General features: G+C 65.0%; 20 protein-coding genes. 11 read left to right on the top strand and 9 right to left on the bottom strand.

The features are described 5' to 3' along the window. Positions 1-18 precede the first annotated feature (18 nt). Positions 19-1434: a helix-turn-helix domain-containing protein gene (locus BRX37_RS06560; RefSeq protein WP_010338815.1), complete on the top strand. Its 1416-nt coding sequence runs from the start codon at positions 19-21 to the stop codon at positions 1432-1434. Between the two features lie 245 nt (positions 1435-1679). Beyond that, the gene (locus tag BRX37_RS06555) at positions 1680-4136 is read left to right on the top strand and encodes a TonB-dependent receptor domain-containing protein (protein ID WP_318276619.1); all 2457 of its coding nucleotides are present in this window, start codon (positions 1680-1682) and stop codon (positions 4134-4136) included. A 36-nt stretch (positions 4137-4172) separates the two neighbouring features. Here BRX37_RS06555 and BRX37_RS06550 read toward each other — a convergent pair whose 3' ends face one another. Continuing rightward, complete coding sequence (locus tag BRX37_RS06550; RefSeq protein WP_125985985.1) at positions 4173-5069, bottom strand: LysR family transcriptional regulator; 897 nt, start codon at positions 5067-5069, stop codon at positions 4173-4175. A gap of 102 nt (positions 5070-5171) precedes the next feature. Here BRX37_RS06550 and BRX37_RS06545 point away from each other — a divergent pair, with 102 nt between their 5' ends. Together BRX37_RS06545 and BRX37_RS06540 are read left to right on the top strand one after the other, a co-directional pair. Further along, the gene (locus BRX37_RS06545; RefSeq protein WP_125985984.1) at positions 5172-5957 is read left to right on the top strand and encodes an SDR family NAD(P)-dependent oxidoreductase; all 786 of its coding nucleotides are present in this window, start codon (positions 5172-5174) and stop codon (positions 5955-5957) included. 167 nt (positions 5958-6124) lie between these two features. Beyond that, on the top strand, positions 6125-6838 hold the full coding sequence (locus BRX37_RS06540; RefSeq protein ID WP_125985983.1) for a 2OG-Fe dioxygenase family protein: 714 nt from the start codon (positions 6125-6127) through the stop codon (positions 6836-6838). A gap of 94 nt (positions 6839-6932) precedes the next feature. Here BRX37_RS06540 and gor read toward each other — a convergent pair whose 3' ends face one another. Both gor and pgi read right to left on the bottom strand, forming a co-directional pair. Beyond that, the gene (gor, locus tag BRX37_RS06535; protein WP_010337904.1) at positions 6933-8279 is read right to left on the bottom strand and encodes a glutathione-disulfide reductase; all 1347 of its coding nucleotides are present in this window, start codon (positions 8277-8279) and stop codon (positions 6933-6935) included. A gap of 198 nt (positions 8280-8477) precedes the next feature. Further along, positions 8478-9977, bottom strand: coding sequence for a glucose-6-phosphate isomerase (pgi, locus tag BRX37_RS06530; RefSeq protein ID WP_069337008.1), 1500 nt, complete (start codon positions 9975-9977; stop codon positions 8478-8480). 189 nt (positions 9978-10166) lie between these two features. Here pgi and lepB point away from each other — a divergent pair, with 189 nt between their 5' ends. The 4 genes from lepB to BRX37_RS06510 all read left to right on the top strand — a co-directional run bounded on the left by lepB (position 10167) and on the right by BRX37_RS06510 (position 14289). Next, positions 10167-10991 carry a signal peptidase I gene (gene lepB / locus BRX37_RS06525; protein WP_125985982.1) on the top strand — a complete coding sequence of 275 codons (825 nt, stop codon included), beginning with the start codon at positions 10167-10169 and terminating at the stop codon, positions 10989-10991. Beyond that, a complete protein-coding gene (gene rnc, locus BRX37_RS06520; protein ID WP_125985981.1) occupies positions 10991-11671 on the top strand; it encodes a ribonuclease III in 681 nt (226 codons plus the stop codon). Before lepB ends, rnc begins: the two co-directional genes overlap by 1 nt. A gap of 73 nt (positions 11672-11744) precedes the next feature. Further along, positions 11745-12653, top strand: a complete 909-nt coding sequence (era, locus tag BRX37_RS06515) for a GTPase Era (protein WP_048937133.1) — start codon at positions 11745-11747, stop codon at positions 12651-12653. Positions 12654-12789: 136 nt separating this feature from the next. Next, positions 12790-14289: an ABC1 kinase family protein gene (locus BRX37_RS06510; protein ID WP_125985980.1), complete on the top strand. Its 1500-nt coding sequence runs from the start codon at positions 12790-12792 to the stop codon at positions 14287-14289. A 57-nt stretch (positions 14290-14346) separates the two neighbouring features. Here the strand turns inward: BRX37_RS06510 and BRX37_RS06505 are convergent, their stop codons facing one another. From BRX37_RS06505 to topA, 3 genes are read right to left on the bottom strand one after another with little or no spacing between them, the layout of a single operon-like run. Then, the gene (locus tag BRX37_RS06505) at positions 14347-14571 is read right to left on the bottom strand and encodes a hypothetical protein (RefSeq protein ID WP_125985979.1); all 225 of its coding nucleotides are present in this window, start codon (positions 14569-14571) and stop codon (positions 14347-14349) included. Then, entirely contained in the window at positions 14561-15019 is a 459-nt protein-coding gene (locus BRX37_RS06500) for a hypothetical protein (RefSeq protein ID WP_125985978.1), read from the bottom strand. Before BRX37_RS06500 ends, BRX37_RS06505 begins: the two co-directional genes overlap by 11 nt. After that, positions 15016-17604 (bottom strand): type I DNA topoisomerase, encoded by a 2589-nt coding sequence (gene topA, locus BRX37_RS06495; protein ID WP_125985977.1) that lies wholly within the window; start codon positions 17602-17604, stop codon positions 15016-15018. The genes BRX37_RS06500 and topA overlap by 4 nt, the downstream gene beginning before the upstream one ends. Positions 17605-17753: 149 nt before the next feature. Between topA and BRX37_RS06490 the strand changes: the two genes are divergently transcribed. Next, positions 17754-18617, top strand: a complete 864-nt coding sequence (locus tag BRX37_RS06490) for a DUF4253 domain-containing protein (RefSeq protein ID WP_164522423.1) — start codon at positions 17754-17756, stop codon at positions 18615-18617. Positions 18618-18638: 21 nt separating this feature from the next. Here the strand turns inward: BRX37_RS06490 and dprA are convergent, their stop codons facing one another. From dprA to BRX37_RS06475, 3 genes are all read right to left on the bottom strand, one after another. Further along, positions 18639-19721, bottom strand: coding sequence for a DNA-processing protein DprA (gene dprA / locus BRX37_RS06485; RefSeq protein WP_125985975.1), 1083 nt, complete (start codon positions 19719-19721; stop codon positions 18639-18641). After that, entirely contained in the window at positions 19718-20332 is a 615-nt protein-coding gene (gene plsY / locus BRX37_RS06480; protein ID WP_125985974.1) for a glycerol-3-phosphate 1-O-acyltransferase PlsY, read from the bottom strand. The genes dprA and plsY overlap by 4 nt, the downstream gene beginning before the upstream one ends. A 168-nt stretch (positions 20333-20500) precedes the next feature. After that, positions 20501-21043, bottom strand: a complete 543-nt coding sequence (locus BRX37_RS06475; protein ID WP_048937137.1) for a sugar O-acetyltransferase — start codon at positions 21041-21043, stop codon at positions 20501-20503. Between the two features lie 99 nt (positions 21044-21142). Between BRX37_RS06475 and murI the strand changes: the two genes are divergently transcribed. Both murI and hemA read left to right on the top strand, forming a co-directional pair. Beyond that, positions 21143-21946, top strand: a complete 804-nt coding sequence (murI, locus tag BRX37_RS06470; RefSeq protein ID WP_125985973.1) for a glutamate racemase — start codon at positions 21143-21145, stop codon at positions 21944-21946. A gap of 182 nt (positions 21947-22128) precedes the next feature. Continuing rightward, positions 22129-23355 carry a 5-aminolevulinate synthase gene (gene hemA / locus BRX37_RS06465; protein WP_125985972.1) on the top strand — a complete coding sequence of 409 codons (1227 nt, stop codon included), beginning with the start codon at positions 22129-22131 and terminating at the stop codon, positions 23353-23355. Positions 23356-23408: the final 53 nt, after the last annotated feature.

Raw genomic sequence — 23408 nt, 5'->3', positions numbered from 1 at the left:
CAAATTAGGGTAAGGATTATGGCACGCGGCAATCGTATATTCGCAGGTCCACGCCTGCGCCAGCTGCGCCTGGACCATCGCATGGACCAGGCGACGATGGCGCAGGCACTGGGCATATCCGTATCCTATCTCAGCCAAATGGAAAATGACGATCGCCCGCTGACCGCCAAGGTCAAGGCCGCGCTCGCCAACGCCTTTCCCACAGACTGGGCCAGTTTCGACAGCCGCGAGGACGAGCAATTGCTGGGCGCCTTCGCCTTTGCGCTGTCCCATCCCGAACTGCCCGGCCCCGCGCTGGAACCGGAACGGATCGAGAAGCTGCACTTGCAATTTCCCGAGTTCGCGGCCCGCTATGTCGATCTCTACAACGCCCATATGCGCGCCAATGAGCGGATCAACATGATCGAGGAGGCGATCGCCAACGATCATGAGGTGCAGGCCCGCCTGCCCTGGGAAGCGGCGCGCGACTGGTTTCATGAGGCAGGCAATTATGTCCATAGCCTCGACTGCCTGGCCGAGGAGATGGCCGAAAGCTTTGCCCAGGGCCAGGTGCTGGACGAAGGGATGCTGGTCGAGGCGCTCGCCCGCCGCCACGGCATCGAGACGCTGATCGCAGAGACGCCCGATAGCGCGCTGCGCGCCTATCGCGCCGCCGACCGGCAATTATTCATCAACGCCGCCCTGCCGACCGAAAGCCGCAAGTTCATGCTGGCGCACCAGTTGATGATGCTGGAGGGACAGGCAGTGATCGCCGATGTGGTGCGCAAGGCCGGCCTGCCGGTCACCGGCGCCGACCGGCTGCTCGCCATCGGCCTTGGCAATTATGCCGCCGGCGCGCTGCTGATGCCCTACGCCCCCTTCCGCGAGGCGGCGCGGACGATGCGCCATGATATCGACCGGCTGGCTCGTACCTTCGGCGTCAGCTTCGAACAGGCCTGCCACCGCCTGTCTACGCTGCAGCGGCCGGGCCTGCGCGGTATCCCCTTCTTCTTCTGCCGCGTCGACATGGCCGGCAACATCACCAAGCGCCACAGCGCTACCCGGCTGCAATTCGCGCGCTTCGGCGGCGCCTGCCCGCTGTGGAACGTGCATGAGGCCGTGGCCGTGCCCGACCGCATCAATGTGCAGCTTGGCGAGACCCCCGACGGCGTGCGCTATGTCTCGATGGCCAAGGGACTGGTGAAGCCGTCCGGCAGCTACAAGCGCACCCCGCGCCGCTTTGCCGTGGTGCTGGGCTGCGAAGTCGCCCATGCGGCCAATTTCGTCTATGCCGACGGCCTGCATCTTCAGGAGGAAGGCGCCGCGACGCCGATCGGCATCACCTGCCGCCTCTGTTCGCGCCAGAGCTGCGACCAGCGCGCCTTCCCGCCCGCCGACCGTCCGATCCATGTCGACCCCGACAATCGCCAGATCGTACCCTACTGGATCGGCTGACACGAATTAATAATGGCAAGAAAATACGAAATAAAATTCTACGTTACTTTTACATTTCAATACTCATCTTCAACAATGAAGATCATGCAGCATATTGAAATATAATTCACTTATATGTCGTGTCACTTTTAACAAAATTGTCATAGCGAAATCCCAGTTGCAGGGCGGGACTGTCACGGACAGCTCGGTGCCAGAACAGATAATCGGCACCCTTGTCGCACATGGTAAAAAGGGATTTCGGGTCAATGAAACAGCTATTGATGTGCAGCGCCGCGCTGGTCGTGGCGGCTGCGCCGACGATCGCGCTCGCGCAATCGACCGGCTCGCAGGATTTCGAGGACAGCATCATCGTCACCGGTGCGCAGGGCGACCAGAGCGTCGGCGGCGTCAAGATCCCCGAAACGCCCAAGGCCAAGGTCACGCTCGACCAGGAGATCATCGCCCGCCAGCGCCCCGGCCAGGCGATCAACGAAACGCTGAACCTGGTGCCCGGCGTCAGCTTCTCCAACCAGGATCCCTGGGGATCGCTGGGCGGCAGCTTCACCGTGCGGGGCTTCAGTTCCGACCGCGTGTCGCAGACGATCGACGGCATTCCGCTCAATGACTCGGGCAATTACGCGCTCTACACCAACCAGCAACTCGACCCGGAAATCATCGAGGCGGCGACCGTCAGCCTGGGCTCCACAGACGTCGACAGCCCGACCGCCTCGGCCGCCGGCGGCACGATCAACATCCGCTCGCTGATGCCATCAGACGAGATGGGCGCGATGATCAGCGCCAGCTATGGCAATATCGTCGCCCGCGGCAATGACGATGATCGGGCCTATCACCGCATCTTCGGCATGTTCCAGACCGGCGTCTTCACGCCCTTCGGCACCAAGGCCTGGTTCTCCGCCTCGCGCGCGACCAACAAATCGACCTACACCAATTATGGCGGCGTCGATAAGCAGCAATATAATGGCAAGATCTACCAGCCGATCGGCAGCAATGGCGACTTCATCGCGCTGGCGGGCCATTACAACCAGAACCGCAACACCTTCAACGGTTCGACCTATACCACCGCGACCTTCCCCGGCACGACCGACGGCCGCTTCTACGACACCGCGGCCTGCACCGTGGACACGCCGCAGACCGGCGTCACGGACTATGCCAATAGCTGCGGTTCGGCGTTCGAGCGGCGCTACAACCCGTCCAACACCGGCAATGTCCGGCTCAACTCGCGCTTCACCTTGGCCAGCGGCCTCACGCTGACGGTCGATCCCAGCTTCCAATATACCAAGGCCAATGGCGGCGGCACATCCTATGCCTATGAAGGCGCCAGCGCCGACGGCGATACGGGCGGCTATTATCTCAAGGACAGCCGCAACACCGCCACCAGCAGCTCGACCCAATATTATTATGTCGGCGGCGTGGACCTGAATGGCGATGGCGACACGCAGGATTTCGTCCGCGTCCTCTCACCCAGCCAGACCGTGACCAAGCGCTATGGCGTGATCGCGAACCTGTCCTACGATATCGACCCCGACAACCGCCTGCGCCTGTCCTACACCTATGACCGCGCACGCCATCGCCAGACTGGCGAGGCCGGTTATCTGGAGGCCAATGGCGATCCGGTCGATGTCTTCCCGGTCAACAATCCGATCCTCGATGCCGACGATAATGTCGTGCAGAAGCGCAACCGGCTATCCTATGCCACGCTGAACCAGATTTCGGGCGAGTATCGCGGTTCCTATCTCGACGATCAGGTCATCCTGCTGCTGGGCGCGCGCATGCCCTTCTTTAGCCGCGACCTCAATCAATATTGCGTCACCACCGACGCATCGGGCAACGTCAACTGCCCGGCGACCCAGGCCGGCATCGATGCCCAGCTTGCCGCCAACAGCGCCTATGCCGCGCCGCAGTCGCGCAAATTCGACTATGACAAGCTGCTGCCCAACCTGGGCGTCACCTACAAGTTCACCAGCAAGGCCAGCGTCTTCACCAGCTATGCCAAGAACCTGTCCGTGCCCGGCACCGACGCCCTCTATGGCGCGCTCTATTTCGACGAAGGCTCCAGTTCGGGCAATCCCAAGCCGGAAACCTCCGACGCGTTCGACCTTGGCGTGCGCTATCAGTCGGGCATCGTCCAGGCGCAGCTGTCGGGCTGGTACACCCGCTACAACAATCGCCTGGCAACCGCCTATGACGCCGATTGCGATTGCAGCGTGACCCGCAACCTCGGCCGCGTCGACAAATATGGCGTCGACGGCAGCGTCGCGGTGCGCCCGGTCAAGGATTTGATGCTCTACGTCTTCGGCTCCTACCTCAAGTCGGAGATCAAGGACGATGTCCAGACCGGCGCCAGCACCTATGCCGCAACCGCCGGCAAGCGCGAGGCCGGCGCGCCGGTCTATACGCTGGGCAGCCGCATCCAGGGCACGCTCGGCCCGGTCGACCTCGGCCTCCAGATCAAGCGAACCGGCGAACGTTATGTCAACGACATCAACACGGTGAAGCTGCCCGGTTACACGCTGGTCGATCTCGACGCCCGCTTCTCGCTGGAGCAATGGGGCCTCAAGAAGACCTTCTTCCAGCTCAACGTCACCAACCTGTTCGACAAGGTCTATATCGGCTATTCGGGCACCGGCCTCACCAGCACCGCCACCACCGCCTATCTCGGCTCGCCCCGCGCGATCAGCGGGTCGATGGTCGTCGCCTTCTGACCGGACGAAGGGGCGCCGGCATCGGCGGGCGCCCCTTCAACCCACCACGGGCATCGCCCCGTCCAGATAGTCGAGAAACGCACGCACCCGCGCCGCCGTGCGATCTTCCGCCGCATAGAGCGCGTGGATATCCTCGCCATCGCCGGGATTATAGTCGGCCAGCACCTCGACCAGTCGCCCCGCCCTGATGTCGCTGGCGACATGGAAATGGCCGTGCCGGGCGATGCCGCCGCCGGCGACCGCCATCTGGCGCACCACTTCGCCTGAATTGCCGTAGAAGCTCCCCTGCACCGGCCGCTGCACCAGCTTTCCGCCGATGCGGAACGGCCAGCCGTCGATCGAGCGGCGGAAGCTGAAGCGCAGGCAGTCATGATCGTCCAGATCGTCCGGCGCCTGTGGCGTGCCGCGCCGGGCGAGATAGGCCGGGCTCGCCACCAGCACCATCGCGCTATGGCCCAGCTTCTTCGCCCGCAGGCTGGTGTCGCGCAGCGGGCCGATGCGAATGGCGATATCGGCCCGCTCCTCGACCAGATCGACGATCGTGTCGGACAGGGTCAGGTCCACCGTCACCGCCGGATAGAGGTCACGGAAGCCGGGCAGGATCGGGATCAGGCATTCGATGCCGAAGGAGGGCGAAGCGTTGATCCGCAACAGTCCGCGCGGCGCGGTCCGATCCTCGCCCAGCCCCGCCTCCAGCGCCATCATGTCGCCCAGCAGCACCGCCATCCGGTCGCGATAGGCGACGCCCTCCGGCGTCAGCGCCAGTGCCCGCGTCGTCCGCCGCAGCAGGGTGACCCCCAGCCGCTGCTCCAGCCGCGCGATCGACCGGCTGACCGCCGATGGTGTCAGACGCAGCGCCTTGGCGGCCGTCGCCAGACTGCCCTCGCCCGCCACCATCAGAAAGGTTTCGATGTCCCCGAACCGATTATCCATGATTTCAAATCACTTCTGAAATGCGAAAGTGCAATCTAATCACCAATGATAAATAGTCTATCTTGGTGTCAACGTCGCTGTCACTTTTCAGAGGAATGCACCATGGATCTTCAGCTTTCGGGCAAGACCGCCCTCGTCACCGGATCGACCGCCGGCATCGGCTTCGCCATCGCCAAGCGCCTGGCTGAGGAAGGGGTCGAGGTCGTCATCACCGGCCGCAACCAGGCCAAGCTGGACGCTGCCGCCGCCGAGCTTTCGCAGGCCGGCACCATCCGCCCGGTGCTGGCCGATCCCGCCACCGCAGCGGGCGCCGACGCGCTGATCGCGGCCGTCCCGGACATCGACATTCTCGTCAATAATCTCGGCATCTATGAGGCCAAGGACTTCACCGACATCACGGATGCGGACTGGCATCATCTGTTCGAGGTCAATGTCGTGAGCGGCGCCCGCCTCGCTCGCCATTATTTCCCGAAGATGCTGGCCAAGAACTGGGGTCGCGTCCTGTTCATCGCCAGCGAAAGCGGTCTGCTGCCACCGGCCGAGATGATCCATTATGGCATGACCAAGTCGGCGCAACTCGCCATTTCGCGGGGCCTTGCCGAACATACGCGCGGCACCGGCGTCACCGTCAATTCGGTGCTGCCCGGCCCGACCCGTTCGGAAGGCATTGTCGAATTCATCCGCTCCGTGGTCGAGAACAAGGACGCGTCCGAAGCCGAGCGCGAAGCCGAATTCTTCACCAAGCTGCGCCCGCTCTCGCTGATCAAGCGGCTGATCGAAGCCGATGAGGTCGGCGCGATGACCGCCTATCTCGCCAGCCCGCTGGCCGCCGCCACCAATGGCGCGGCGGTCAAGGTCGAGGGGGGCATGGTGCCCACCATCTACTGACCGTCAAGCACCTGGCCCCGTTCGCTTCGAGCCCAGTCGAGAAGCGTAGAGCATGACGTTTCTCGACACGCTCGAAACGAACGGAGGTTTGTGGCCGGCGTCATCACAATCCTGCTTGTGGCAACTGGCCCTGTCGCTCGTTTCCTCCTCTGCCTATGAGGATGGAAATGAGCGATACGGACTGCCTGCCCACCATCGACCAGGCGCTGGAACAGGATGGCTATGCCCGCCTGGCCGGCGCCGACCTGTTGCGCCAGCTGGATATCGGCGCGGCCGACTGGGCACCCTTTGCCCGCAGCTGGGACGATCTTGGCCCCGATCTCTTCATGGCCGATGGCGGCCGTTATCGCCGCCGCCGCCACGCCACCTTCCACTGCGCCGCCGGACAGTTCAGCCGCCAGCCGCACCAGCCTCATTATCAGAGCCGCGACTATAATCCGCTGAACGGCGACGTGCAGCGCTGGTTTGATCCGGTCGAGGATGCGACGATCGCGCTGCCGGTGACGCAGGCGCTGCTCGCCTTCTGCGCCAGCCATTTCGATCCGGCGTCATCGGGCGACTGGCATGTCGAAATGCACCAGTTCCGGATCGAGGCGAAGCCGGGCGAGCTTGGCCGTCCCACACCCGAGGGCATGCATCGCGACGGCGTCGACCGGGTCTTCGTGATGCTGGTCGAGCGGCGCAATGTGCGCGAGGGCGTCACCCGCATCGGCGCCGCTGACGGCACGCCGATGGGCGAATTCACTCTGGCGCAGCCGGGCGACGCGATGCTGATCGACGATCATCGCATCTTCCACGGCGTAACCGAAATCCACGCCGTCGATCCCGCCCAGCCTGCCTGGCGCGACGCGCTGGTGATTACCTTTGTAGCCAACAACTAAGCCCGTTCGTTTCGAGCGAAGTCGAGAAACGGCAAGCGCAGCGCTCTGCGCTTCTCGACACGCTCGAAGCGAACGGATCTTTGGTTCTCCGCCTTTACTTCAGCAGCACCAGCTCTTCAGCCATGCTGGGGTGCAGCGCCACGGTATCGTCGAAATCCTGCTTGGTGAGGCCCGCCTTCACCGCGACGGCCGCCGCCTGCAGGATTTCCGGCGCATCCGGGCCGATCATGTGCAGGCCCACCACCTTGTTGGTGGTCGCATCCACGACCATCTTGTAGAGCGCCCGCTCGTCGCGTCCGGCCAGCACATTCTTCATCGGCCGGAAGTCGGAGGTATAGACCTTCACCGTGCCATATTTATTCTTGGCCTGCGCTTCGGTCAGGCCGACGCCCGCCAGCGGCGGATGGCTGAACACGGCCGACGGCACACAGCTATAGTCGACGGTGCGCGGATTATTGCCGAACACGGTGTCGGCAAAGGCATGGCCCTCGCGGATCGCCACCGGGGTCAGTTGCAGCCGGTCGGTGACGTCACCCACCGCATAGATGCTCTCACAGCTGGTGCGGCTATATTCGTCGACCTTGATCGCGCCCTTGTCGTCGATCTCGACGCCGGCATTCTCCAGACCCAGACCGTCGGTGTGCGGGCGGCGGCCGGTGGCGAACAGCACGATATCGGCCGCGACCGGATCGCCATTCTTGAAGTGGACGCACAAGGTGCCATCCTCCTTCTTCTCGATCTTCTCCATCTGCGCGTTGAAGCGGAAATTAATCCCCTTCATCGTCGAAATCTGGAGCAGGCGGTCGCGGATCTGCTCATCATAACCGCGCAGCAGCGTGCCGCCCCGGTTGACCATCGTCACATGGCTGCCGAACTGGTGGAAGATGCCGGCAAATTCATTGGCGATGTAGCCGCCGCCAACGATGACGATCCGCTTGGGGCATTCGTCCAGATGGAACACCTCGTTGGAGGTGATGCCATGTTCGGCGCCCTCCACTTCCGGGATCAGCGGCCAGGCGCCGGTCGCGACCAGGATGACCTTGGCCGTCACCTCGCGCCCGCTGGCGAGCTTCACGCTGTGCGGCCCGGTCACCGTCACGCGCTCGGCGATCAGCTCGACCTTATGGCTGTTGAGGGTGTTGGTGTAGAGTCCTTCGAGCCGGTCGACATCGGCCAGCACATTGTCGCGCAGCGTCGCCCATTCAAAGCCGCAGTCCGGCACATTCCAGCCGAAACGGCGAGCGTCCTTCAGATCCTCGGCGAAATGCGCGCCATAGATGAGCAGCTTCTTGGGCACGCAGCCGCGGATGACGCAGGTGCCGCCGACGCGAAATTCCTCCGCCACCGCGACCTTGGCGCCATGCGCGGCGGCGACGCGCGACGCGCGCACCCCGCCCGATCCTGCGCCGATGACGAAAAGGTCGAAATCATAATCGCTCATGCCAGTCTCCGCTCGGCGCACTATCTTGGCGGCGGATATGGCGGCTGGACCGCGCAGTTACAAATGGGAATTTCCTCCCCGCATGCGGGGAGGGGGACCATGCGCAGCATGGTGGAGGGGGTGCGCCGCCAGCCCGGCGGAGAAGGATAGCCCCCTCCACCGGCCTGCGGCCGGTCCCCCTCCCCGTGCCGGGGAGGATTACTCGCCCAAAGCGATCTCGATCAGCGCCATGGTCGAGGGATCGAAGCCGGTCGGACCATTGGCCTCGATCGACTTGGCGATCTCCTTGCCCAGTTCGACGCCGAACTGGTCATAGGGGTTGATCCCCATCAGCACGGCATTGGCGAAGGTGCGATGCTCGTAAAAGGCGATCAGCGCGCCCAGCGCCTCCGGGTTCACATCATCCATCAGGATGGTGGTCGACGGGCGGTTGCCGGCATAGGCGCGCGCCGGGTCTTCATTGTCCTTGCCGCGCATCAATGCCGCGCCCTGGGCGAAGCAATTGACCAGCAGCGCGCGATGATGCGCCGGGTCGAGCGCATTGCCCGGCTCGATCGAGGCGATGAACTCGACCGGGGTCAGGATCGTGCCCTGATGCAGCAGCTGGAACACGGCATGCTGCGCATCGGTGCCGACGCCGCCCCAGGTGATCGGCGCGGTCGGCCCATCGACCGGCGAGCCATCCAGCTTCACCGACTTGCCGTTGCTCTCCATCTCCAGTTGCTGGAGATAGGAGGGCAGCAGCGCCAGCCGCTCGTCATAGGCGAACAGCGCACGCGTCTCGCAACCCAGCACGCGGGCATAATATTGATCGACGAAGGCAGCGATCAGCGGGATATTCTCGCGCGGATCGGTCAGCTGGAAATGGCGGTCCATCGCCGCCGCACCTTCCAGCAGGCTTTCGAACGCGTCCCAGCCCAGCGCCAGTGCGGCGGGGAAGCCGATCGACGACCAAAGCGAATAGCGGCCGCCGACGCTTTCAGGGAAGGGCAGGATGCGGGTCTCATCGACGCCCCATTCCATCGCCTTTTCCGGCGCGGCGGTCAGCGCGATGATCTTGCCATAAGGGTCTTCGACACCCGCCTCGACCATCCAGTTGATCGCGCTCGCCGCGTTCAGCATGGTTTCGCTGGTGGTGAAGGTCTTGGACGCGATCGCGATCAGCGTGGCGTCGGGGTCGAACGCATCCATCGCCTTTTCAAGCGCCGTGCCATCGACATTGGAGACGATCGCGACATCATAGCGCATGCCGTCGCCGCCCAGCGCATCGACGATCAGGTCCGGGCCGAGCGCCGACCCGCCGATGCCGATATGCAGGATATGGCGGATCGGGCCGAGCGCCTCTGCCTCGATCGCGTCGATCAGCGCGCGGGTGCGATTGTGCAGCGCCTTGGCCAGCGCCACGCTGTCGGCATTGCCGACGCCGCGCTGCGCGGTGTGCTCGGCGGCGCGCCCTTCGGTATTGTTGACCGCCTCGCCGGCGAACAGCGCCTCGCGCCGGCCGGCAAAATCCTGTTCCTGCGCCAGCTTCAGGAAGCCGTCGACCAGATCGTCGGTCAGGTGCGTCTTGGACCAGTCGAAGCGCAGCGGCCCATGGCTCAGCACCAGCTTGGACAGGCGGTCGGGATCACTCTCGAAGATGGTCTTGAGTTCAGCTTGAGGCAGGGCGGCAAGGGCCGCCAGTGCGGGACTGGACATGCGGGAGATCCTCTTGGTCGTTGGTCGATATCGACGCTGCACCGGTCGATTCTTCCTCTCCTTATCCAAAAGCGGCACGCATTGCATCGTCCACGCGCTTGACGCGGCGCGGGCGACCCCGCAAAAGCCGCGACAGGCCGCAGTGACACGTCGCAGCGCGGCACGATCTTGAAGGAACATTAGGCAGACATGAGCGCAAAATCGGAAACGCGGGACTTCATCTGGTTCCTCGCCAAGCTGGCGGTGTTCGTCTTCGTCCTGCGCAGCTTCATCGTCTCGCCCTTCAACATCCCTTCGGAATCGATGCAGCCGCGCCTCTTGATCGGCGACTATCTGCTGGTCGCCAAATGGCCCTATGGCTATTCGCGCTATTCGCTGCCCTTCTCGGTGCCGCTGATCCCCGGCCGCATCTTCGCCTCGACGCCGCAGCGCGGCGACGTGGTGGTGTTCAAGGCGCCGCCGAGCCAGAAGAACGACTATATCAAGCGGGTGATCGGCCTGCCGGGCGACATGATCTCGGTCCGCGGCGGCACCGTCTATCTGAATGGCCAGGCGATCCCGAAGCAGAAGGTCGCCGACCTCGTCATTCCGGTGACGCCCAACATGGAAGATGCCGCGCAGAAGGAAGGCAGTCCCTCCCCCTGCTATCGCCCCGAATTCGAACAGGCCGCGCCGGGCGGTGGCAAGCAGTGCCGCTATCCGCAATATCGTGAGACGCTGCCGGGTGGCAAAAGCTACAATGTCCTCGACCTGGTGCCCGATGGCGCCGCCGATGACCGTGACACCGTGCTGGTGCCGCAAGGCCATCTCTTCATGATGGGCGACAATCGCGATCGCAGCGCCGACAGCCGCTTCCCTGCGGTCGAAGGCGGCGGCATCGGCCTCGTCCCCGAGGAAAATCTGGTCGGCAAGGCGCTGGTCTCCGTCTTCTCGACCGATGGCAGCGCCAACTGGCTGCTGCCCTGGACCTGGTTCACCGCCGCACGCTGGAGCCGGATCGGGGAAGGCTTTTGATGGTGGCTTCGCACAGGCCTGATACCGCAGCCTGGCTGATCGCGCTGATCGGCCGCGCGCCGATCAACCCCGCCGCCTTCGAACAGGCGCTGACCCATGGCAGCGCCAAGGCGGAGAATTACGAGCGGCTGGAATTTCTGGGCGACCGCATCCTGGGGCTGCTGATCGCCGAATGGCTCTATGCCCGCTTCCCGGCCGAACCGGAAGGCAAGCTGTCGCGTCGTTTCAACGCACTGGTCTCAGGCGAAACCTGCGCGCAGGTGGCCCGCGCCGCCGGCGTGCCCACCCATCTGGTGCTGGGCAAGCAGGCGCGCGACGATGGCGCCGCCGACAGCGACAATGTGCTGGGCGACGTGATGGAGGCGCTGATCGGCGCCCTCTATCTGGAGGCCGGACTGGACGAGGCGCGCACGCTCGTCCACCGCCTGTGGGGCGACCGGGTCGATACCCAGACCGCCGCGCCGCGCCACCCCAAGTCGGCGCTGCAGGAATGGGCCGCGTCGAACAAGCGCAAGCCGCCCGAATATGTGATGACGGACCGGTCGGGGCCGCACCATGCGCTGCGCTTCACCGTCACCGTCTCGATCAAGGGCGCGGGCGAGGCAAGCGCCACCGGCGGCTCCAAGCAGGAAGCCGAAACCGCTGCCGCGAAAGCCCTGCTGGAGCAATTGGCGGGCTAAGCCTGTCCCCAACATTCATTTTGGTTTAGGAAGACGTCTCCGCGCATTGGCGTGGAGCGAACGGAGCATGTGATTGACCATCGAGTTTGAAAATCAGCGCTGTGGCGTCATCGCCATCGTCGGCGCCCCCAATGCCGGCAAGTCGACGCTGGTCAATGCACTTGTCGGGCAGAAGGTGGCGATCACCAGCCCCAAGGCGCAGACCACGCGCACCCGCGTCATGGGCGTCGCGATCGAGGGCGATGCGCAGATGGTGCTGGTCGACACGCCCGGCATCTTCGCGCCGCGCCGCCGCCTCGATCGCGCGATGGTGCAGGCCGCCTGGGGCGGCGCGCAGGGCGCCGACCTGATCGTCCTGCTGGTCGATGGCAAGGCGGGCCTTGGCGCCAAGATGGAGCCGATCATCGCTGCGCTGAAGGCCCGGCCGGAACGCAAATGGCTGGTGCTCAACAAGGTCGACATCGCGGTCAAGGAGAAGCTGCTGGTCCATACCCAGCGCCTCTATGAGGAACTGGAGTTCGAGGAGACCTTCTTCGTTTCCGCCGCGACCGGCGATGGCTTGCCCGAACTCAAGACCGCCTTTGCGAACGCCATGCCCCAAGGCCCCTGGCATTTCCCCGAGGATCAGGTGTCGGACGCGACCGACCGCATGCTGGCGGCCGAAATCACCCGCGAGCAGCTTTATCACCAGCTCCACGCCGAACTGCCCTATGCCGCCGCGGTCGATACCGAGCAGTATAAGGAGCGCGACGACGGTTCGGTCGAAATCCACCAGCAGATCCTGGTCGGCCGCTCCAGCCAGCGCGCGATCGTGCTGGGCAAGGGGGGGCAGCGCCTCAAGGAAATCGGATCCAAGGCGCGCGCCGAACTGGCCAACCTTCTGGGCGTCAAGGTCCACCTCTACCTCCACGTCAAGGTGAAGGAAGACTGGGAAGAAGATCGCTTCATCTATCGCGACATCGGCCTCGACTGGGTCGACTGACTGACGACCGTTCGCTTCGAGCCTGGTCGAGAAGCGGAGAGCGCTACGCGCGCGTTTCTCGACACGCTCGAAACGAACGGATCGGGGTTCGATTACTCAAGCGAAACATAATCACCATCCCGGTCGTTGAGCCATCATGCTCAAGACCATCATGGTGGCCACGCGGGATCGCGCACGACTGGCCGAGATTACCAGCGTCGCTACCCGCTTCGGCCTCGACATGCTGCTCGCCCGGCTGGGACTGGCGAAAGGCGATGACAGTGCCACCGCCGATCCGCCCGACCTGCCCCGCCGCACCCGGCAGGCAATGGAAGCGCTCGGCCCGACCTATGTGAAGCTCGGCCAGATCCTCGCCACCCGGCAGGATCTGCTGCCCGAGGCGTGGATCGCCGAATTCGGCAAGCTGCACAGCGACGCGCCAACCCTGCCCTTCGATCAGCTTCGCCCACGCCTCGAAGCGGTGCTTGGCGAACCGGTCGAAACCGCCTTCGCCCGCTTCGACACGGCGCCGCTCGCCGCCGCCTCCATGGCGCAGGTCCATCGCGCGACCCTGACCGACGGGCAGGAGGTGGTGGTCAAGATCCGTCGCCCCGGCATCCGCAAGGCGATGGAGGCGGACCTGCGCCTCATCACCCATCTGGCCGGCGTCGTCGAAGCAAGCAGTCGCGAGGCGCGCCGTTTCCAGCCGCAAGCGCTGGTGCAGCAATTGCTCGACACCGTGCTGGAGGAACTGGATTTCACCCAGGAAGGTCGCAATGCCGACCGGCTGCGCGAAGACCTGGCCGACAACCCGGCCGTGGTCATCCCGGCGATCCACTGGACTTATTGCGCGGAAACCGTGCTGGTGATGGATTATATCGACGGCGTGCCGCCGCGCGACGGCGATGCCTTGCGCGCTGCCGGCATCGATCCGGCCGCGATCGCCGACCTCGGTGCCGCGCTGGTGCTCGACATGGTGCTGGTCCATGGCCGCTTCCATGGCGATCCGCATCCCGGCAATCTTCTCTGCCTGCCCGGCGACCGGCTCGCCTTGCTCGACCTTGGCCTGATCGGTCATGTCAGCGCGCGGCGGCGGCAGGAATTCCTGTCCTTCATCCTCTCGCTGCGCTCCGGCGACGCCCGCACCCTGGCCGACACGCTGCTGGTCTGGTCAAAGGCCAGCGCGCCCGATCCCGGCCAGGTGCTGGACGCCGCCGAGCAACTGGTCGCGCGCCATGGCAGCGGCCCGCTGGTCCTCACCCGCATGGTCGCCGACTTCTTTCCGCTGCTGCGCAAGGAGGGGCTGGTGCTGCCGCCCGACCTCGCCCTCATCTTCAAGGCGCTGATCACGATGGACGGGGTGCTGGGTGCGATCCAGCCCGGCTTCGACCTGTCGCAAGCCCTGCAGAAGGCGCGCGGCCGGCTGGTGATGAACCAGGTCGCGGCAGCCCATGCCCCGGAAAAGACCGTTGCCCTGCTGCTTGAGCTCTCGCGCATCGCCGACGACGCCCCGCGCCTGCTGCGCGCGCTGACGCGCCGACTGGAGGCAGACACGACGCCCGCCACGCCATCACCGCCCGACAATGGCGCGAAATGGATCGCCGCCGCCATCCTGGCCGCTGGCAGCCTGATCGCCGCCGCCCACTATTTCGGCTAGAGGGGCGTCGGTTCGGCTCCGCGCCACAACGGAGCAAGCGATAAACTGGTCAGCCGATCAATTCGCCGGCGCTTCATTTTCCGCGATGATCGACAGGGCAAAGTCGCGCGACCGCTTTACCAACGTGCGGACCGTGTCCGGCCCGTCATAGCCTTCATAGGTCGCGACAAGGATCACCTTGCCCGCCGCCGTCGTCAGACAGCCGCCAACGCCGATCGCCACCTGCGCCTGCTGGGTCTGCATCGTCATCGATCCGCCGATGATGGCGCAGCTATCGTCCATTCCCGCTGGTCTGAGTCTTGGCGCCGAACAGCGTCTCCATCCCCTTGTCGATGGCCACATTGGTATCGTCCTTGTCCAGAAACGCCTTGAACGCCGGCGTGTCGAACTCCGCCTCCATGAGCTTCAGGAACTGGTCCCGCTCCAGCGTCGCCATCAATGCCGCGACCGGCGCCTTGACGAGGATATAGCGATCCAGCTTCGTCAGCGTCGCGTCGCAGGCATAGAGGGTCAGGACCGTGACATTCTGCGTGTCCATGGTCGCCATCATCTGCGCCAGCGACGCCATCGGCCCCTTGGGCGGGCAATAGCCCTCCGGCACGGTCCAGTGCAGTTCCTTGTCGCCGACCTGAAAGCGCACGACGTCCGGTTCGGCGGCCAGCGCGGGGCTGGCCGCCGACGGAAGCAGGGCGACGATGGCGCAGGCACGCCCCGCCATGGCGCCGATCATGCCTTGGCGGTCTCCGCCTTCTTCTTGGCCGGGGCCTTCTTGGCAGCGGGCTTCTTTTCGCCCGCTTCCTTCTTCGCCGCCGGCTTCTTGGCGGCCGCCTTCTTCGCCGGCGCCTTCTTGCCCTTCTTGGCCGGGGCCGCCGCTGCGCGCGCGTCGATCAGCTGGGCCGCTTCCTCCAGCGTCAGCGCGTCCTGCTCGATCGTCTTGGGCAGGGTCGCGTTGGTGGTGCCGTCAGTGACATAGGGGCCATAGCGGCCCGCCATCAGCTTGATCTCCGCCTCGGTGCGCGGATGCTTGCCCAACACCTTGAGCGGCTCGCGCGACGATCCGCCACGCCCGCCCTTGTTCGCCGCATCGGCGAGCTTGGCGACGGCCATGTTCATGCCGACCTCGAAAATCTCGGCGGTCGAGGACAGGCGGCCATATTTGCCGTCATGCAGCAGATAGGGACCGAAACGACCGATATTGGCGACGATCGGCAGCCCGGTTTCCGGGTGCAGGCCGACTTCGCGCGGCAGGCTCAGCAGCTTGATCGCCCAGTCGAGCGTCATCTCGCCATCGGGCAGATCCTTGGGGATCGACCCGCGCTTGGCTTCCTTGCCCTCGCCAATCTCGATATAAGGGCCGAAACGGCCGGACTTCTTGACGATGTCCTGCCCGGTCTCGGGATGCTGGCCCAGGATTTCGGGACCGGTATCGGCGCCATCGCTGCCGCCGGGCTGGCCGAACTTGCGGGTATATTTGCACTCGGGATAGTTGGAGCAGGCGATGAACGCGCCAAAGCGGCCGCCGCGCAGCGACAATTGGCCATCAGCGCAGAGCGGGCAGGCGCGCGGATTGCTGCCGTCCGCCTTGGGCGGGAACAGCATCGGCTCCAGGAACTTGTCCAGCTCCGCCGTGATGTCGGACGGTTTCTGCTCCATGATCTCGGCAGTCTTGGGCTTGAAGTCCTTCCAGAAGGCTTCGAGCACTTCCTGCCACTGGGCGCGGCCGCCGCTGATCTCGTCCAGCTCATCCTCAAGACCCGCGGTGAAGTCATAGGAGACATAGCGCTCGAAGAAGCGCTCCAGGAAGGCCGTGACGAGACGCCCGCTTTCCTCGGCAAAGAAGCGGTTCTTCTCGACGCGCACATAGTCGCGGTCCTTCAGAACCTGCAGGGTCGAGGCGTAGGTCGACGGGCGACCGATGCCCAGCTCTTCCAACCGCTTCACCAGCGACGCTTCCGAAAAGCGCGGCGGCGGCTGGGTGAAATGCTGTTCGGCGCTCACCTTCTTCTTGGCCGGCGCGTCGCCTTCGCTCAGGCGCGGCAGCAGCTTGCTGTCGTCGTCTTCCGCGTCGTCGCGACCTTCTTCGTAAAGGGCGAGGAAACCGGGGAAGATCACCACCTGGCCGGTGGCGCGCAGCGTGTGGCTGCCGCTGCCGTCGACCATGTCGATGGTGGTGCGTTCCAGCCGGGCCGAGGCCATCTGGCTCGCCAGCGCGCGCTTGAAGATCAGGTCATAGAGGCGCGCATGATCGCCACCACCGACCTTGTCGCGATGGAATTCGGTCGGACGAATGGCTTCGTGCGCTTCCTGCGCATTCTTCGCCTTGGTCTGATATTGGCGTGGCTTTTCGGGCAGGTAGCCGCCGTCATAGCGCTCCGCGATCGCCTTGCGCGCGGCCGAGATGGCGCTACCGTCCATCTGCACGCCATCGGTACGCATATAGGTGATCGCGCCGTCCTCGTAGAGCTGCTGCGCGATCCGCATCGTGTGGCTGGCCGAAAAGCCCAGCTTGCGCGCGGCTTCCTGCTGCAGGGTCGAGGTGGTGAAGGGCGGCGGGGGATTGCGGGTGAGCGGCTTGGTCTCGACCTTGTCGACGGTGAAGCGCCCGGCCTCCACGTCCGCCTTGGCGGCCATGGCATCGCCTTCCTTGCCGATGGTCAGGCGGTCGATCTTCTCGCCCTTCCAGCGGACCAGGCGCGCGGTGAAGCCCTGCCCGCCCTGCTCCATCTCGGCCGAGATCGACCAATATTCCTGCGGCACGAAGCTTTCGATCTCGCGCTCGCGCTCCACCACCAGGCGCAGCGCGACCGACTGGACGCGGCCGGCCGACTTGGCGCCGGGCAGCTTGCGCCACAGCACCGGCGACAGGGTGAAGCCCACCAGATAGTCGAGCGCGCGGCGCGCCCGATAGGCGTCGATCAGATCCTCGTCCAGCGCGCGCGGCTTGGCCATCGCGTCCAGTACCGCCGCCTTGGTGATCGCGTTGAACGTCACCCGGTCGACCGTCTGCGGCAGCGCCTTCTTGGCGCGCAGCACTTCCTGCACATGCCAGCTGATCGCTTCCCCTTCGCGATCAGGGTCAGTCGCCAAGATCAATCGCGTGGCCTTCTTCGCTTCGTCGGCGATGGCCTTGAGCTGCTTGCCCTTGTCGCCATAATTTTCCCAGGACATAGCAAAGCCATTGTCGGGATCGACCGACCCGTCCTTGGGCGGCAGGTCGCGGATATGGCCGTAGCTGGCCAGGACATGGAAATCCCCGCCCAGATATTTCTCGATGGTCTTCGCCTTGGCCGGCGATTCGACAATGACAAGTTGCATGTGGGTCCAGTAGCTGCTTACGCGTGTGTGTGTAAGGTGGGGAGCAAACACGTAGCACGTCAAGCCAATCTGACGACTGGCTCCGTCAACGAATCACCCCCATGACATTTTCGTTCCTAGCGGAGCCACGAATGATGAGGCGGAATTTTTTGGCAGCGCTCATTGCCGGAGCGGCTGCGATCCTGGGCGGAAAGGCACAGAAAGGGCGCGCGACAACCGGCCAGCTTGGCGGCGACGCGCAGGATAGTTCGTCAACGGAACTGGTAGAGATGCGGCAGAAACTGCGCGCCGCCCTTCCCTATGAATGCGTCACCGTTGCGGGGGGTGACGCGCTCTCCGAATGGAAACGCCTCCACGATCTCGGCCAAGGCTGGCCAGTCATCATCGGCGATGACGAAGCGCTGGATCGCATCGCGGAGCAATATAGCCTGGATGATCCGGCCATGCTCCCGCCATCGGCACACCCCTCTGCGTCATTGCCCAAAACAGCGGCCGAAATCATTGCTGCGGCGGACGGCGTCAATGTCCCGGCCGCGCTCAGGCAGTTCTGGCAAGATGAATATGGGGACGATGAGGAAGCGGATGCCATGCCTGCAGAAGGTTCATGGCCGAGTTCGACATCCAATGCGCAGCCTGGCTTCACCATCGCCAGCGATGTGTTGACGGGCAAGGCTTTCCCGCGCATTCACATCCTCCTCATTCCCACCCCCCATTCCTATGAAGTCCCCGCCTATCTGCGATGGGGCAACTGGAATGCCTGCCCGTCTCCGAAAATCCATGTCGCAGCCTTGCGATACTGGCATCACCGCTATGGCGCGGAGTTGATCGGGTTAAACGGCGACACCATCAATATGCGGGCATCCCGCCGACCCAGCACGAAAGCAGAGGCTCTCAACCTCGCTCGCGATCAGTTCTACTATTGCGCAGATATCGTCTATCAGGGCACCGAAACGCTGGCGCCATTGGCGGCTGGTCTAATGGATTCCGATTGGTGGTTCTTCTGGTGGGATTGATCACATCCGGGGAGTAATCGTTTACCGCAGGCTGACCCGGCCACCCGCCTGCCGTTCCAGCCCGCCCGCCAGCTCCAGTTCCAACAGCACGGTCTGCACGACCGCAGGCGACAGGCCGGACAGGCGTATGACCTCATCCACCGCCACCGCGACCGGCCCCAGCAAGGCGATCACCGCCGCGCGATCGGCATCGGCGACATCGCTCGACACCGGCTGGCCGATGAAGTCGAAACTGCCCTGCCGCACCATCCGGGGATCAAGCCCGCCGACCGCCTCCAAAATGTCGTCGGCATTCTGCACCAATGTCGCGCCTTCGCGGATCAGCAGGTTGCAGCCCTGGGCGCGCGGGTCGAGCGGTGATCCGGGCACCGCCATCACCTCGCGCCCCGCCTCGGTCGCGAGCCTTGCGGTGATCAGCGACCCGGACTTGGGCGCTGCCTCCACCACAACCGTGCCCAGCGCGAGGCCGGCGATGATCCGGTTGCGCGCCGGGAAATGCCGGGCGAGCGGCTGGGTGCCGGGCGGATGCTCGGTCACCAGCAGGCCGCGCTGCGCCACATCCTCCTGCAAGGCGGCATTTTCGGGCGGGAAGCCGATGTCGATGCCGCTGGCGATCACGCCGATCGTGCCGCTGTCGATCGACCCGCGATGCGCTTCGGTATCGATGCCGCGGGCCAGGCCGGACACGACCACCGCGCCGCGATCGCCCAGCTGCTGCGCCAATATCCGGGCAAAGCGGCAGGCGGCCGCCGACGCGTTACGCGCGCCGACCATGGCGATGCAGGGCCGCGCCGCGATCGCGGCATCGCCGCGCACGATCAGCGCCGGCGGCGCGCCCTCCATCTCGGCCAGCAGCGCGGGATAGTCGGCATCGCCCATCAGCAGATAGCGGGCGCCGATCGCGCGGGTCGAGGCAATCTCCCGCTCGATCGCGGCGGCATCGGCCACGCGCGCCTCGCCCCCGCCGCGCGCGGCAAGCATGGGAATGGCGCGCAGCGCCTCGGCCGCGCTGCCGAAGCGCGCGAGCAACTGGCGGTAGCTGACGGGGCCGATCCGGGGGGATCGGATCAGGCGGAGACGGTCGAACCGCTCCTGCCCGCTCACTCGGTGGCGGCTTTCTGCTTGGAACTGCCGACTTTGGGCTCCTCGCCCTTCATCAGCCGGGCGATATTGGCGCGGTGCCGCCACAGCACGATCAGCGCGAGTGCCAGGCTGACCGGCACCAGATCGATCCGGCCAAAGGCAAACATGGCGATCGGCGCGCTGACCGCGGCCGACATGCCGCCGACCGACGACCATTTGGTGCCGAACAGCGCGCCCAGCCACACGACCGCAAAGACGATGCCGGCCGGCCAGTACATGGCCGTCACCACGCCCATCATCGTCGCCACGCCCTTGCCGCCGGCAAAGCGCAGCCAGACCGGGTAGCAATGGCCGATGAACGCCATGGCGCCCGCCATCGGCCCGCCACCATCCACCAGCGCCGCGCCGATCAGCACCACCGCCGCCCCCTTGAGCAGGTCGAGCAGCAGGGTCGCCGCCGCCAGCCCCTTGCGCCCGGTGCGCAGCACATTGGTCGCGCCGATATTCCCCGACCCGATCTGGCGCAGGTCGCCCGCGCCGGTGAAGCGCGTCAGCAGCAGGCCAAAGGGGATCGAGCCGAGCATGTAGCCCAGCACCAGGACAAAAGCGGGAAGCAGCCAGGGAGGTGTCATGAAATTCGCCGATAAAGCGTTTTCAAAGCAGGTGGAACAACTGCTGGCTCGGAAAACGCGGTACATCAAAAGACCAGCACAGGACAGCCGATGCAATCGGCCGGCCTGTTCTGATTGTTGCGCGCGACCATAGCGTGACAGGCGCGAGGAGCAATGGGCAGTATCGGTTTACCGCACCCGCGCGGGATTGCCGACCACGGTTGCACCGGCCGGCACGTCGCGCGTCACCACGCTGCCCGCACCGATCAGCGCATCGTCGCCGATCGTCACGCCGGGCAGGATGATGGCGCCACCACCGATCCACACATTGCGGCCGATATTGATCGGCACGCCCCATTCGATGCCGGTGGCGCGCTCGGCCGGATCGCGCGGATGATCGGCGGTCAATATCTGCACCCCGGTGCCGATCTGCGTGCCATCGCCGATGGTCACCGGCACGACGTCCAGGATGACGCAGTTGAAGTTCAGGAACACGCCCGCGCCCAGGAAGATGTTGAAGCCATAGTCGCAGTGGAAGGGTGGCCGGATCGTCGATCCCGCCCCCAGCGCGCCCAGCCGCTCGCGCAGCAGCGCCTCGCGCTCGGGCGGCAGGGTCGCGTTGAAACGCTGCATCCACGCCGCTGCGGCCAGCTGGTCCGCGATGATTTCCGGGTCGCTCGCATGATAGGGCTCACCCGCGATCATCTTCTGCTTCATGCTGGGCTGGGTCATTCTGTTCTCCTTCGATCGGCCCGCGAGGTGGCAGCGACCGGCCCGCTTTGCAAGCACCGGGCGTTGACACTCCCGCCCCATGCCGCGACACAGGCGCGCATGACGGTCGCACCAGACGCTCCCATCCTTTTCTTCGATTCCGGCGTGGGGGGGCTGTCCATCCTCGCTCCGGCCCGCGCTGCCTTGCCGAACGCCCCGGTCGTCTATGCGGCCGACAGCGCCGGCTTCCCTTACGGCACCAAGAGCGAGGCGGAGATCGCCGCGCGCGTGCCCGCCCTGCTCGGCCGGCTGGTGGAGCGCTATCGCCCGCGCCTTGCCGTCATCGCCTGCAACACCGCCTCGACCATAGCCCTGCCGCATGTGCGCGCCGCGCTCGACATTCCGGTGGTCGGCACCGTCCCGGCGATCAAGCCGGCGGCACTATTGTCCAAAAGCCGGGTGTTCGGCGTGCTGGGCACCAATGCCACCGTGCGCCAGCCCTATGTCGACCGACTTGCCGCCGAACATGGCGCCGACTGCACCGTGCTGCGCCATGGCAGCGCCGCGCTGGTGCAACTGGCCGAGGCGAAGCTGCGCGGCGAAACGCTCGATCCTGCCATCGCCCGCGACGCTCTGGCGGGGCTTCTCGATCAGCCGGGTGGCGATCGGATGGACATGGTCGTCCTCGCCTGCACCCATTTTCCGCTGGTGGAACAAGAACTTGCCGCCACCGCGCCGCATCCGATGGGCTTCGTCCATGGCGGCGAAGGGATAGCCCGGCGCATCGCCTTCCTGACCGAAGGACAGCCCTGGCCGGATGCGCCCTCGCCCGGCATCGCCGTCTTCACCCGCGTCGATGACCAGGTCGAGGCGCTGCGCGACGCGCTGGCCGGCTATGGCCTTGATCGCATCGACGCGCTCTGACCCCAGGGGTAGGCCATTTGTCCAATGGCAAAGCGTTTCGATCACACTGATAGGGAATCTGCGTATCGTTGCGAGCGGTTATCGCTGGCAATGGCAGGCGCGCGCAGGTAAATGCACTCCTCAGGCAGAGGATGGCGCGACCATAGAAGAACCGGCGCGCGAGCAACGGGAAGAACGGCGTAGTGAATTACAAGCATATCTTTTCGCAGGCGATCGACCGGCTCCACAGCGAGGGCCGCTACCGCGTGTTCATCGACATCCTGCGCAACAAGGGCGCGTTCCCCAACGCCCGCTGCTTCCACGGCCATAACGGCCCGAAGCCGATCACCGTCTGGTGCTCGAACGATTATCTCGCCATGGGCCAGCATCCCAAGGTGGTCGCCGCCATGGAGGAAGCGCTCCATGATGTCGGCGCCGGATCGGGCGGCACCCGCAATATCGGCGGCAACACCCATTATCATGTCGACCTGGAGGCGGAACTCGCCGACCTGCATGGCAAGGAAGCGGCCCTGCTCTTCACCTCGGGCTATGTCTCGAACGAAGCGACGCTCTCGACCCTCGCCAAGATCCTGCCGGGCTGCATCATCTTTTCGGACGAGCTGAACCACGCCTCGATGATCGCGGGCATCCGCAATTCGGGCTGCGAGAAGCGCGTCTTCCGTCATAATGATCTCGATCATCTGCGCGAGCTGCTCGCCGCCGAAGATTCCGAAGCGCCCAAGCTGATCGCCTTCGAAAGCGTCTACTCGATGGACGGCGACGTCGCGCCGATCGCGGAAATCTGCGACCTGGCCGACGAGTTCAACGCGCTCACCTATCTCGACGAAGTCCATGCAGTGGGCATGTATGGCGCGCGCGGCGGCGGCATTTCGGAGCGCGACGATGTCGCCCATCGCCTGACCATCATCGAAGGCACGCTCGGCAAGGCATTCGGCGTGATGGGCGGCTATATCGCCGCCGACCAGATGATCGTCGACGTGATCCGCAGCTATGCGCCCGGCTTCATCTTCACCACCTCGCTCTCGCCCGTGCTGGTCGCGGGCGTGCTGGCGAGCGTGCGGCACCTGAAGGGCTCCAGCGCCGAGCGCGAAGGCCAGCAGGCCTCCGCCGCCAAGCTCAAGCAACTGATGCGCGACGCGGGCCTGCCGGTGATGAACTCGGTCACCCATATCGTGCCGCTGATGGTGGGCGATCCGGTCAAGGCCAAGCGGATCAGCGACATCCTTCTCGCCGAATATGGCGCCTATGTGCAGCCGATCAACTATCCGACCGTGCCGCGCGGCACGGAGCGACTGCGCTTCACCCCCGGCCCGGCCCATAATGAAGAGATGATGCGCGACCTGGTGTCGGCGCTGGTCGAAATCTGGGACCGGCTGGAACTGGAACTGCTGGAGCGCCAGGCGGCCTGACCGGACAGGAACGGGGCGGCCGATCGCAGCGCCGCCCTGTCCTATCCGCGCAA

The organism is Sphingomonas sp. S-NIH.Pt3_0716, assembly GCF_003950715.1.
Taxonomy (GTDB): Bacteria; Pseudomonadota; Alphaproteobacteria; order Sphingomonadales; family Sphingomonadaceae; genus Sphingobium; species Sphingobium yanoikuyae_A.
Note: the sequence above shows the minus strand (reverse complement) of the source record. Positions and strands in the feature narration are given on the sequence as shown.

Excerpts from the sequence above, each read along its gene's own strand:
- BRX37_RS06560 (WP_010338815.1), top strand. The coding sequence starts at position 19 with ATGGCACGCGGCAATCGTATATTCGCAGGTCCACGCCTGCGCCAGCTG.
- BRX37_RS06555 (WP_318276619.1), top strand. The coding sequence starts at position 1,680 with ATGAAACAGCTATTGATGTGCAGCGCCGCGCTGGTCGTGGCGGCTGCG.
- BRX37_RS06550 (WP_125985985.1), bottom strand. The coding sequence starts at position 5,069 with ATGGATAATCGGTTCGGGGACATCGAAACCTTTCTGATGGTGGCGGGC.
- BRX37_RS06545 (WP_125985984.1), top strand. The coding sequence starts at position 5,172 with ATGGATCTTCAGCTTTCGGGCAAGACCGCCCTCGTCACCGGATCGACC.
- BRX37_RS06540 (WP_125985983.1), top strand. The coding sequence starts at position 6,125 with ATGAGCGATACGGACTGCCTGCCCACCATCGACCAGGCGCTGGAACAG.
- gor (WP_010337904.1), bottom strand. The coding sequence starts at position 8,279 with ATGAGCGATTATGATTTCGACCTTTTCGTCATCGGCGCAGGATCGGGC.
- pgi (WP_069337008.1), bottom strand. The coding sequence starts at position 9,977 with ATGTCCAGTCCCGCACTGGCGGCCCTTGCCGCCCTGCCTCAAGCTGAA.
- lepB (WP_125985982.1), top strand. The coding sequence starts at position 10,167 with ATGAGCGCAAAATCGGAAACGCGGGACTTCATCTGGTTCCTCGCCAAG.
- rnc (WP_125985981.1), top strand. The coding sequence starts at position 10,991 with ATGGTGGCTTCGCACAGGCCTGATACCGCAGCCTGGCTGATCGCGCTG.
- BRX37_RS06510 (WP_125985980.1), top strand. The coding sequence starts at position 12,790 with ATGCTCAAGACCATCATGGTGGCCACGCGGGATCGCGCACGACTGGCC.
- BRX37_RS06505 (WP_125985979.1), bottom strand. The coding sequence starts at position 14,571 with ATGGACGATAGCTGCGCCATCATCGGCGGATCGATGACGATGCAGACC.
- BRX37_RS06500 (WP_125985978.1), bottom strand. The coding sequence starts at position 15,019 with ATGATCGGCGCCATGGCGGGGCGTGCCTGCGCCATCGTCGCCCTGCTT.
- topA (WP_125985977.1), bottom strand. The coding sequence starts at position 17,604 with ATGCAACTTGTCATTGTCGAATCGCCGGCCAAGGCGAAGACCATCGAG.
- plsY (WP_125985974.1), bottom strand. The coding sequence starts at position 20,332 with ATGACACCTCCCTGGCTGCTTCCCGCTTTTGTCCTGGTGCTGGGCTAC.
- BRX37_RS06475 (WP_048937137.1), bottom strand. The coding sequence starts at position 21,043 with ATGACCCAGCCCAGCATGAAGCAGAAGATGATCGCGGGTGAGCCCTAT.
- murI (WP_125985973.1), top strand. The coding sequence starts at position 21,143 with ATGACGGTCGCACCAGACGCTCCCATCCTTTTCTTCGATTCCGGCGTG.